Here is an 11,885-nt window from a genome sequence, read left to right on the forward strand (position 1 = left end):
GCCGCCGGGTCGTCCAATACTGGCCGGTACGCTCGCAGAGCCGCTCCTCGATCCAAGTTGCGAATCGTTATTTCGCTATCTGCGGCCAATCGCTTTCTGGCGAGTGATGACCTCGGCGGCATGGTCTTCGGGATCGAGTTCGTCCCTGCCACGTTCCGAGCTGCGAACCCAGGCTTCGAAGGAGACGTGGCGCCTTCGCAGCCACAACTGAATACCACTGACGAGCACCACGATGGTGAGCCCGTCGAGCACGGCCCAGAGGACTTTGAGCGGCATGCCGCCGTAGTTCCCGAAGTGCAGGGGCCGCGAGAGCAAGAGGACGGTCAAGTACCAGGGCAGATCGCACGTTCCGAGCACCCGGGTCGTTCGCGCATCGATCCATACGGGCTTGAGCAGCTTCGAGGTCCACGGCGTGGTGCCTTGAAGAAAGGCCACGAAGTGCTGGGGGCTTGCAAAGTCGCTACCGGGAAAGGCCAGGAAGGAGAGCTCCATCCCAGGGCTCGCCGCGAGCGCAGCATCGAGGGCCTTTTCGGGCGAACCCACCTCGAAGGTGCCGGTTGGCGGTGCGCGCTCGTCACGGTAGATGGCCGACATCTGGGCGAGGTGGGTACGTTGCCAATGGGCGAAGAGTGGGATCGTCAGCGCGTTGACCATTCCGGTGACGCCCACGACGAGAAACCATACCAACGTCGCAATGCCGAGTAGATTGTGCAAATCGAGCCATTCGAGACGTGGAGAGCGGCGCCTTCGCACCGTGCCGAAAGGGAGCCTTCGCATGTAGGTTCCGTACAGCACGGTGCCGGACACGAGCGAGGCGACGAGCAGGAGCCCCATGAATCCGAGAAACAGGGTCCCCGCGAGGCCGGCGAACATCTCGACGTGCAGCTTCAAGAGGAAGCTCGTAACTCCCCGATCGAGCACGTACTCGCCCAAAAACTCGCCCGTGCGCACGTCGTATCCGTCGATGGCCGACGCCTCCGGGTCCTCGACCGTCTTACCAAGACGGATGTAGCGCACCCAAGGCTCGCCCGGCTCGGTCAAGACGAACTGCACGATGTCGTCGTGTCGCTTGGCGCGGGCAGCCGAGATGATGGCGTCCAATCCTACCCGCCGGCCCGAGTCCACAATCTCCGACGGGCTAATCTCGTACCCGAGCGCACGATCGACCTCGTGCCGGAAGATCAGCGGCATCCCCGTCACGCACAGCATCAAGAGAAACAGGGTTGCAACGACGCTCGTCCATTTGTGAACGAAATACCAAGACCTCATGGCGCGCTCTCAAGGTCGATGAACCACGAGCAATAGTCCATCTTCGAGAGAGCAAATGATCGACTCCTAGCAAGCGCATCCGAGACAACGAGCCGCACAAGGCCTTACACGCCCCAAGTCTCGCACCTCTGAATTTTCACGGCGCGCGGCGTTGGGGCCAATCGCTTCGCACGAGACGCTCAGTCGACTCGTGACCCAGCGGTCCGAAAAGTCCATTTCTTTCAAAGTACGTCCTTCATCATTTGCAGGCATCGCTATGGCAGTAGAACCCGGCCGAGGCGGAGGGCGTGTTCGTCGCGGCCCACGACGAAGTGGAACGTGCGGTCGTATTCCATGGGTCCGGTGGGCGTGTCGGTCGTTGGGAATGCGTCGGATAATTTCATCGTGGTCACATCGATGAAACCGTGCAGGGACGATGCTGCATATTCCAAATAGCGCGAGCTCGCCCAGGTCACGCACGCTCCGTCGAACTCGAGTTGGTCCTGCTCGTCGATGGGAATCGACCGCACCTTGCGGGTGGCCAATTCCGTGACCCGAATCTCCTTGGCGCCGTCGCACGACACGGCGAATTTGCCATCTGGCGAAACCCGCCCGCTGGCCAATTGGGGAGGCGGATCCATGGGCGATACCTTGGTGGTGGCGCGATCGATTGAGAGGTACGTGGGCTTCTCCTTCGAGGTGAACGACGTTTTCTCGAGAACAACGCGGGATGCTTCGATGGCAATGGGGCGGATGTACACGCCTTTGTCGTCGCCAGGATCGATGGGTCCCCGCACCTTCCCGTCTCGGCCCACGAAATAGAAGACCTGCCGCCGCAACACGGTATCCACCTGGAGCATCGTCGAGACGAGCATCAGGGATCCATCGGAGGCTACGGCGTTGTCGGGGATCGATGGAAGGTCGCCCCACGGTCCTTCCAGCTTCGAGAGCGTCTTCTTGGATCGATCGAAAAGCAGAAGCTGCGACGGATCGTTGCTGCGCCAAAGATTGCCTGGACGCATGACCTTGTCCTGAACGAGGCATATCGTCTTCGAGCATTGGGCGGTGAATATGCCGTTCGGTAATCGAAAGACCTCTTCGCGATCATCGGGACGCGTAAAGCCCACGGAGACCATGCGTTCTCCTCGGCCCTCCGTCGGCTCGATGACCCAATAGCGATCGCCCTCGGGGCTCATGTGGAAGCCACGCCCTTCGATGGTTCGCCACCCGTCGATCCGGGGGCCCTTGTCGGTCATCGTTGCATCGTTTGCAGGCGTGCGGCGCGGACGCGGCCCGTCCCGAAGCTCCGTGGCGAGCAGGGCGGCCATGGGATTGGCATAGTCCGCGTCTTTTTCCGCGAATTCGCCGCGCCGCGCTTCGAGGTTGAAATTGAAGAACACCTCCGCCTGGAGCGCGCCTCGCTCGAGAAAAAGCTTCGTCGCGGAGTATCCACCACCGTGGCCGCCGAACCCCTTGTTCGTGCGAACGAGATCCGTCCCCAGGAACACCGCCCGAAACGGCCGCGGGGCCAGCGGTTGCGGCTCTTTCTCTGCCGGTATTTCGCCTCCGAATGTACGCGCGATCGAGTCCACGAGCCGCTTGCCATGGCCTCGATCTGGAACGGTGAGAACGACCGAGGCCATGGGCATGTCGCCGCTCGAAGGTCGATCGAATCCAAATCCGAAGAAGATGCCATCGGCCGTTTTGGCATCGAAGAAGGTCCATGCGCCGCCATCCACGTGGAACGGCGGCGCTTTGCTCACGGATTGATTCCGGTACGTCGCGACAATCTCGAATGCGAGCCGTCGCTCGTCCGATCCGACCTCGAAGGTCGCTTCGTCTCCCGCATCCGCTTGCTGCACGGCGACCGGCGCCGCCTCCTTCTTCTTGCACGCCGCGACCACCCCGAGGCACACGCCGACGATTAGAACTGCGGAAGACGTTCTCACGGCCCCTTCATATCGCAACGCGTGACGTTACGGTGCGGCGACGACGGAAACGCGTTTCTCCGGCGTGCGCGATGCGGCCGGGTGTGCGGAAAGCTCCGCGACCATGGCGTCGAGCACCTGCATCAGGCTCACCTTTTTCTTGGCGGCGTTCTTGAACCAGGTGAAGCCATCGCCGCCGCCCGCAATCCAGTCATCGACCGCGATGGAATAGCGCCCAGTGGCCACGACGGGGCGGCCGCCGATGCGCAGATCGAGAACCTTTGCATCCTGCCCGGGCGTTTGCGCGGGGGCGATCTTGGCGGTCATGCCTGCGAGTTGGAGCGGCGGCTCGAGGGCGAGTCCGTGTGCGACGGCGCGCGTGAGCTCGGCACCGGTGAGTTCGATGATGAAGATTTTGGACGCGAAGGGCCATGCCTCGTAGAGCTTTCCATACGAGAGTTGCCCCTCGGCGAGGTCCGCGCGCGCGTCGCCTTCCGCGAGGGCGGCAACCGCACCGTCCTTCTTGCCTGCACCGAGGAGCGCATCGGCGAACGTCACCCCGAGCTCCGACTGGCCTTGCGAAGCACGGCGCAGCGCGCGGGGAAGAACGGCGATCTTTTTGTCGCCGAGGGCCCGCACCGGAGCATGCATTGCATCGAGCGTGGCCGTGAGCGTTGGATCACTCGCTGCACTGGAGAGGACGATGGGCGCGCCCTGTGCCTTTTCGATATGCCCGGCCCCATCGAAGGTCACGTCCACACGCCCCAGAATGCGCCCCCACGCGAACGCGCTCACGAGCAGCACGGGCGCTCCGTCTTTGCCGGTCAAATGCAGCGGGTAGTCCCCTTTCCGCTGTGCGGCCACACTCTTGGCAAGCCCTGAGGCCTCGAGCAGGGTGGCGTCTCCGAAGAGGCCGTGATCGTGTCCCGCCACGATGACGTCGACCCCTGCGATGCTTGGCGCATTGGCGATATCCACCTTCGTCCCGCAGTGTGACACGAGGACGATTTTGTCGACGCCTTCCTTGGCGAGGGCGTCGACCTGTTTCTGGACGCTCTCGACGTACGGCAAGACGCGGACGCCTTCGCGCTCGACGCTCTCCGGCAACGCATCGGTCAACGCGCCCACGATTCCCACGCGCTCCTTGCCACGCCGAACGATCGCGCGCGGCACGAGGACGTCGCGCATACTGGAAGACCCCGAGACATCGAGGTTGCTGACGACCACCTGGGCAGCGAGCTTCTGCGTCGTGCGCTCCGTGCCCAGAACGGACCACGTTCCGCCGCGAAGTACGTGCGACAAATGATCGACCCCGGAGTCGAATTCATGATTGCCCAAGGTGATGGCATCGTAGCCCAGCGCATTCATCGCAAAGACCGACTCCGCCCCTCCCCAAACGGGGTACCACACGGTGCCGGTGCTGAAGTCGCCCGCATCGACGAGCAACACGCCATCCGCACCGCGCTCGCGGCGCACGCGATCCACCACGGCTTTGCGCCGGATCACACCGCCCACGTCCGGCCCGTCGCCATCCTTCACCAGATCGATACGGCTGTGCACGTCATTCGTATGCAGGATCGTGAGCGTCCACGGCTCATGTGCCGGCGCCGGCAGCGCGGTGGGCGCAGAGGCGCTGGAAGCGGCCGCCGGAATGGGCGCATCCGGCGGGGTAGACGCATTTCCACCACACGCGGGCAGGAGGAGCAAGAAGAGCAAGGAGGCGAGAACGCCGGATTTTCCACGAAGAGCCTTCATATGGCAAAGCTATTACATCGATTGTCGCGCGGAGTCCTATCGTTTCGACCCATTATGCGCGCGAGCGGCCCCTCCTGGGGATACGTGCACAGGTGCACGGAACCCGACGACGCCGGAGTCCTCCTGACAAACGCTTCCACGACCGCGAATACGAAATACCAATCCAATGTTCATTCATTCACGAGCGCGCCTCGAACGGCTCGTCCACGCGCATCGGCAGGGTTTCGAGTTTACGTGACCACCGTAAACCGTGCCCGTGGCACGAATGGTACCGACAGTGCTCCACGTCATTGTGACAACGGCGCCAGCCGTGATTGCGAGGTGGGGAGGGCCATGTTAATTTCGTGGCCATCATGCAACCGGGGTTGGTCGTCGCTCATACCGAGCGTGTCGCCGAGGAACTCAAACATCGTTTCAAGGGGCATCCGAGGCAGGAGCTCGACGCATGGCTGCGCGTCGCCCACCAACGTGAGGCCATGGTCACACGCATTTATGGCTTGCCCGAAATTCGCCGCCGCGTTCCCGATGCGGCCGAGGGGGGCGTCCCCGGTGTCGCTGCAAAGGTCGTCAAAGGCATCTGGGCGCAGGAAGAAGGGCATACCCGGTTGCTGGGGGCCGTTCGCTTGGCCGATGGCGATCGCAATCCAGCCTTGGAGGAAATCCAGGGAAAGCTCGAGGGAGAGGTCACCCTCGCCGGTTGCTCGGGGAGCGTGTTTGCGCGATTGGCCATTGCCATCGGGGCTTTTTTCGAGCAGGTGCCGGCGTTTGCCAAAGAGATCGACGCCATGACGCTCCTCGAGTTCTATGGCTTTTGCGCAGAGCTCGAAGACACGGCGAGCCATGGCTACAAGCGCATGATTGCGCTGTCGGATGCCATCGTCCGAGAAGACTCCGACGACAATCCCGTATTTCAATTACCGTACGAGCTAACGCGAATCTTGCTCGAGGAGCGCTACCACGCGGCCGTTCTACGGTGCCTTGCACAATGGGTCGAGAAAGATGGGAATACCTTTCGCGGCTTGCAACCGAAAGACTGCGTGCTCGAACTACGCACGCTCGCGAACAAGCATCTCCATACCTTCAAGGCGCGTTTGACCCACGCCCAAGCATGCGGCGAACCCTCGCAGATTTCCGCGCCTCCGAAGACCGAGGAATGGATATCGGACGGCGGAATGGGCGACCTTTTTGCCGAATACGGACTCAGTGCGCCGGTGGTGGAGTCGAAGGGCTAGCCCAGCATGTGTCCGGCGGGGTTTGAACCTCGAGCCGGCCACGCTGAAGGACGTACGGGTCGCACCGCGCGATATTTTGCCACTGCTCGAGTGTCCCTTGGTCCAAGGGAACGGGCCAGATCCGCGCGGGCTCTTGGAAGCCGGTGCTCACCACGCACGCTCCGTCAAAACTGAACGACACGTCGGTTACCGAAGTAGCGTGCGTGAATGGCAGGATAAGAGGTTTACCGCTGCTCGCATCCCATACGAGAACCGTCTTGTCGGCGCTTCCGGTGACCACGCGGGTCCCATCGGGGCTGAACGACGCCTTGCGCACCTCGCCCTGATGCAAGAGCGGCAGTGTCAACGGCTTTCCTGTTTGCGCGTCCCAGATGCGCGCCGTGCGATCGCGGCTCGCGGTCACGACACGCAAACCATCGGGGCTGAACGACGCGTCGAGGACAGCATTGTCGTGCTTGATCGGCGAGATGACCGGCTGGCCCGTGGTGGCATCCCAGATGCGGGCCGTCCCGTCGTAGCTCGAGGTCAGGACGCGCGTGCCATCCGGACTGAAATGCGCACTACTCAGGGGTAAGTCGTGTTTGAGCGGCCCCGTGATGGGCTTACCTGTCGCGGCGTCCCATACCCGCGCCGTGGAGTCGTTGCTCGCCGTCACGACACGCGAGCCGTCCGGACTGAACGATGCAGCGCGCAGCTCTTTTTCATGTTGGAGCGGCGGCGCAATCAGCTGGCCCGTTCTTGCGTCCCATATGCGCGCGTTTTTATCGTGACTCCCGGTCACAATCCGCGCGCCGTCCGGGCTGAATGATGCAATATCCACGGATCCGTCGTGCTCCAGGGGTGGCGTGACCGGCTGCCCCGTGGTTGCGTCCCATACGCGCGCCGTCTTGTCTCCGCCCGCTGTCACGACGCGTGTACCGTCCGGACTGAATCGGGCAACGTGCGCGAAGGATTCTGCGAGCGGCGGCGTAAGCTCGATTCCCGTCCTCGAATCCCATATATGCCCCGCGTGCGGTGCGCCTCGCCCCCCTGCGGTCACCAACCGTGTGGCATCGCGGTTGAGCGAGGCATCACTCGAAGCAGGGCGCCCGATGGCCGATGGATGGGGTATTTCCCAGACGCGCGCGGTCTTGTCATCGCTCGCCGTCACGACCCGCGTCCCGTCGCTGCTGAACACGGCGGCATTCACGAATCCCTGATGCTCGAGTGAAGGTGTCAGTGCCGCGGCCGAGCTCACATCCCATACGCGGGCCGTTTTGTCCGTACTCGCGGTCACGATACGTGTCCCATCGGGGCTGAATGAGGCGGAAACGACGCTATCGTCATGACGCAGATAAGGGGTCAGCGGCTGGCCCGTCTTCACGTCCCATACGCGCGCGGTGTGGTCTGCGCTGGCGGTGACGACCCGTAAACCATCGGCACTGAATACGGCCGAGTAAATCTCCGCGAGATGCGTCAGTGGCGGTGTCAGCGCGCGGCCTGTTTTCACGTCCCAAAGCGTGGCGACATGATTCAAGCTCGCCGTCAAAATGCTTGCCCCGTCGGGACTAAACCTCAATCCATATACATTGGATTCCTCGATGCTGGGCTTCAGAGGCTGGCCCGTAACGGCGTCCCACATCTGCACGGTCTTTTCGGAAATGCTCGCAGCCACGATGCGCTTTCCGTCTGGGCTGAAGGCCACGGACATCCTAGCCGTGAGCACGACCCTATTGCGAGTCTCGTTGAGCCGCGGGGTGATTGGCTCTCCGGTCGTCGCGTCCCACACACGCACGGTCTCGTCGGCACTCGCGGTGACGACCCGCGAACCATCGAAGCTGAAAGACGCGCCGTCCACCACTGCGCGATGTGGCAGCGGAGGACCAAGCGGCTTGCCCGTGAGGGCGTCCCACACGCGTGCCGTTTGATCGTTGCTGGCGGTAACGATGCGGGTGCCGTCGGGGCTGAACGAAGCCGCTCTCACCCAATCACCATGCTGAAGCGGCGGTGTGATCGGCTTGCCGGTGATCGCATCCCATATGCGCGCTGTCTTGTCCTGGCTCGCGGTGACCACACGCGTGCCGTCCGGGCTGATGCCAACGTCGCGGACCACGTCGGAATGGCCGACGAACCACGTCTTTGCCAGCGGCCGCGCGCCCGCGAAGAGCAATTTCAATGCATTGTTCTCGATTCCCTGTTCACGGGCCGCGACGAGAAATGGCAATGCGCGCTGCGGTCGCCCCTCGACCACGAGCTGGCGCCCCTGCTCCATGTACGACTCGCCCAAAACCCGCCGCGCTTCCAGCTTCTGTTCTTCGGCGACCTTCGCTTGTTGCCTCGACTTGAGCGCTTCACGGTTCGCCACGCACGAGAGCCACGTCAGGCCGGCCGAAAACACGGCAAGCCCCCCAATGGTGATGCGCGTTCGCCAGAGGCGACGTCGCTCCCGGTCTTCGATGACGCGGCGGCTCGTGGCGAGAAAATCGGTGAGATCCTTGGCGTACCCCACGTCGCGTGCGGCGTCACTCTTCACCCATGCCTCGGCCTCGGCGAGCTGCACATGGTCGAGCAACCCCACGGTGTCGCGCCCGTGCGCGATCCATTCCTGGACCTCCGCATCGAGCGTACGCCGTCGCTGCTCGTCCGCGCTCCGGTCCTTGATCCAGCCTGCGAGCTTCCGCCAGTCGCTGATGAGGGCCTCGTGCGCCATGTCGACGATCTCGATGAGCTCTTCGCCACGTCGTTTGATATCGCGGGTGATCAATGTCCCACTGGTCAGCTTGTCGAGCGTCGCCTCGAACTGCGCGGCATCGTCCGCGGTGCTCTTCAGCGCGTCGATGGTTTGCTGCCGGCGTGTGTGTGCCCTTCCCTCGCCGAAGCTGACGAGCCGCAAGAAAATGCGCCGCGCCATGATTTGTTGCTCCGGCGTCAATCGGTGCAGCACGGCGTCCGCCGTGTTCTCGAGCACCCTGGAAAGGGCATTTCGTCCCATGAGGCTGGTGGTGTTGTAATCATTGAGGCGCAGGACATTGCGTTTTCGTTTCTCCCAGAGATAACGCAATGTCACTTGCAGGAGCGGTAAGACGCCGGGCTCGAGGGCCGCATCGGCGAGTAGATTCTCGCGCAAGCCTTCTTCGACCACGACCCCCAATGCTCGCGCAGGCCCCTCGATCGCGGCGGCGAGCTGAGGACCGCGCAGCGGCGCGAGCTCGAGCCGATACGACTGCTCGGAGAGGTGCGGCCACAACGCGCTGTCGATCAATTCACCGTAAAAATCGGCACGGACCGTGAGAATGAGCCGAAAGCGGGGATCCCGTCGCAGCTCCCCGTACGCCACCGCGAATCGCCGCCGCTCGATGTCATCCTCGCATTGGGTGAACAGCTCCTCGAGCTGATCGATGATCAAAACAATGCCGCCGTCCGGCGATGCTTCCAACTGCGGGTCCAATCCGTCCTTCGCGCCGGCAGGATCGCCAAGCGTCTGCAACAGGCGCTCCAGCGGCCGCGCCCCCGGTCGCAAGCTGCGCACCACGATGCGCGGATCCAATTGGGGCAGGCGGGGGACCAACCCGGCTCTCACGAACGACGACTTGCCCGAGCCGGATGGCCCCACGACCACGATCTGTCGCTCGCCGTTGCGCAGACGCTCGAGCACTTGTTCGGTCTCGGCATCCCTGCCAAAGAAGCGGTTTCGTGCCGCATCCAGGGGCTCGAACGGGCGGAGGCCTGGATACGGACACTCGATTTTCGGGAGGGATATACCAACGGCGCTCAAGGGAAGTGCGTAAAGCGTCCCGTGCTGAGCGTGCCCCGTTTCCTCATCGACACTCGCTGCAACCAGAATACCGATGACCCGATCGTCGACGATGACAGGGCCGCCGGAATAACCATGAACGACACCACCGGCACCTGCGGCCGCCTCCTGCGAGAACAGCTGAATGGCGCTGACCTTGTTGCCCCGAAGGGTCACCATCGCCGACGGCGTCGTCACGGTACCCGCCGTCGCCGTGCCGTCATCCGGACTATTTCCGGGGAAACCGTACGCATGCCATCGCGCTTCTCGGTCCGAATCGGTCAACTCGCCGGTATGCAGCCGATCGGCGCCCGAAAGCGCGCTGCCCACGTTGATGCAAGCCCAATCGAGCCGTTCGTCGAATTGGATATCTTCGACCCGTGGCTCGCAAACCGGAAAACGGAATGACTCGCCCTCGCGAACGGCAGCCGTGAGCTGCAGGTCTCGCCCATGAAATGCGAGCTGCCCTTTTTCGACCCGCCCCAAGACATGCAAAGCGGTGAGCACGCGCTGTTCGTCAATCAGAAAGCCCGTTCCTCGTGACGAGCCGCTTTCGATCCGGATTACGTCGGTCCGTCGTGCCACAATCCCCTCTTCGCGAATGGCACTCTAGCCACGAACGCATATCGCAGGTACCGCAATGCGAGCTGCTCACCCGTTTCTGGCGATGTCCACTCCGCTTCATTCCCGAGTCTGCGCTGTCACAATGACACGACGCGAAGCTCTCCGATGTCCGACGGGTAACGTGGGGACCTAGCTCCCGTGAACGGAGTGCCCTAACATGCGTTCTCGTGGGCCCCGAAGCGAAGAAACTCTTGGACGTCGTGGAGGCGGCATATCGATTGGAGGTGACCGATCGGGAATGGCTCGAAGGCCTGGCGTCGGCATGTTTGCCCGTTCTGGACGAAGGCTTCGGGATTTCCGTTTTCGAGTTTCACTACAAAATGGGAGCGCCTCCAACGATTCTTCAGGCTATGCGGGCCGGCATGCCCGAGGAGCTGGAGAAAATGTACCCGGTCATGCTCTCGAGGATGGATCCCGAACTTCGGCAGCGACCTTTCCTGCTGGGTCCCTGCACGACGGGGAGCCACATGATGGGCCTGCGCAGCGGTTTCAAAAACAACGAGTTGATGCAACGTGGTTTGCAGAAGTTTGGCATTTACGACACGATCTGGATTACGGCGGCGGAGCCTTCCGGGTGGGGCTGCGGTTTGCATGCAGGCCGGCCACGAATTAGCTGGCCATCCCGCTCGACCATCGAGCGCTGGACCCGTGTCGCAGCGCATTTGTCGGCAGCGGCGCGACTGCGCCGGCGATGGGCGGCCAAGGCTCCCGCGTCGCAGAAGCTCGACACGGCCGAAGCGGTGTTTTCGCCGCAGGGGCACGTGCATCATGCGCAAGGTGCGGCGAGCAGCGCGCAATCCATCGAGCAGCTACGCCGATCCGTGCTCGACGTGGAGACCGCGCGCCGCTCGCGCCATGAGGGCGACGCGGCCATGGGTTTGAGGACGTGGAAAGGCCTCGTCGAAGGCCGATGGTCGCTCCTCGACCATTTCGAAAACGACGGCACACGCTACATCGTGGCGAAGGAAAATGCCCCGTCCCCACCGGAAATTGGCGCGCTCACCCTCCGCGAACGGCAAATTCTCGGCTACGCAGCCCTGGGTCACGAAAACAAAGTCATCGCCTACGACCTGGGAATCGCCCACGCCACCGTGAAAGTCCTCATGGCCCGCGCAGCCTCGAAATTGCGCGTCCGCTCACGCGCCGAAGTCATTTCCACCTACCGCGAGATGTGCAGCGACCAGGCTCCTTCGTCCGCAAAACCGGAATGAGAATAGGCACGCCAACATGCGTGGCGTGTCGAACCATCGCTCCGTGCCCGCGCGCCACGATCCTATGACCGGCTGATAGCCATGTCTCGATGGTGGCCCAACTGTGCCACGTAGT

6 protein-coding genes are annotated in these 11,885 nt (G+C 62.9%); 2 read left to right on the forward strand and 4 right to left on the reverse strand.

Going from position 1 to position 11,885, the window contains the following annotated elements; translation table 11 throughout:
- Positions 1-75 precede the first annotated feature (75 nt).
- The 3 genes from LZC95_34510 to LZC95_34520 all read right to left on the reverse strand — a co-directional run bounded on the left by LZC95_34510 (position 76) and on the right by LZC95_34520 (position 4,931).
- Complete coding sequence (locus tag LZC95_34510; protein WXA91559.1) at positions 76-1,269, reverse strand: PepSY domain-containing protein; 1,194 nt, start codon at positions 1,267-1,269, stop codon at positions 76-78.
- Positions 1,270-1,523: 254 nt separating this feature from the next.
- A complete protein-coding gene (locus LZC95_34515) occupies positions 1,524-3,197 on the reverse strand; it encodes a hypothetical protein (GenBank protein WXA91560.1) in 1,674 nt (557 codons plus the stop codon).
- Positions 3,198-3,224: 27 nt separating this feature from the next.
- Complete coding sequence (locus LZC95_34520; GenBank protein ID WXA91561.1) at positions 3,225-4,931, reverse strand: bifunctional metallophosphatase/5'-nucleotidase; 1,707 nt, start codon at positions 4,929-4,931, stop codon at positions 3,225-3,227.
- 344 nt (positions 4,932-5,275) lie between these two features.
- On the opposite strand from LZC95_34520, the gene LZC95_34525 reads away from it, so the two are divergent.
- Positions 5,276-6,163, forward strand: coding sequence for a hypothetical protein (locus LZC95_34525; GenBank protein ID WXA91562.1), 888 nt, complete (start codon positions 5,276-5,278; stop codon positions 6,161-6,163).
- Here the strand turns inward: LZC95_34525 and LZC95_34530 are convergent.
- On the reverse strand, positions 6,132-10,442 hold the full coding sequence (locus tag LZC95_34530) for a hypothetical protein (GenBank protein ID WXA91563.1): 4,311 nt from the start codon (positions 10,440-10,442) through the stop codon (positions 6,132-6,134). The two genes, LZC95_34525 and LZC95_34530, sit on opposite strands and share 32 nt — an antisense overlap.
- Positions 10,443-10,726: 284 nt before the next feature.
- Between LZC95_34530 and LZC95_34535 the strand changes: the two genes are divergently transcribed.
- Entirely contained in the window at positions 10,727-11,770 is a 1,044-nt protein-coding gene (locus LZC95_34535) for a LuxR C-terminal-related transcriptional regulator (GenBank protein WXA91564.1), read from the forward strand.
- Positions 11,771-11,885 lie beyond the last annotated feature (115 nt).

It is taken from the genome of Sorangiineae bacterium MSr12523 (assembly GCA_037157775.1).
GTDB classification, from domain to species: domain Bacteria; phylum Myxococcota_A; class Polyangia; order Polyangiales; family Polyangiaceae; genus Pendulispora; species Pendulispora brunnea.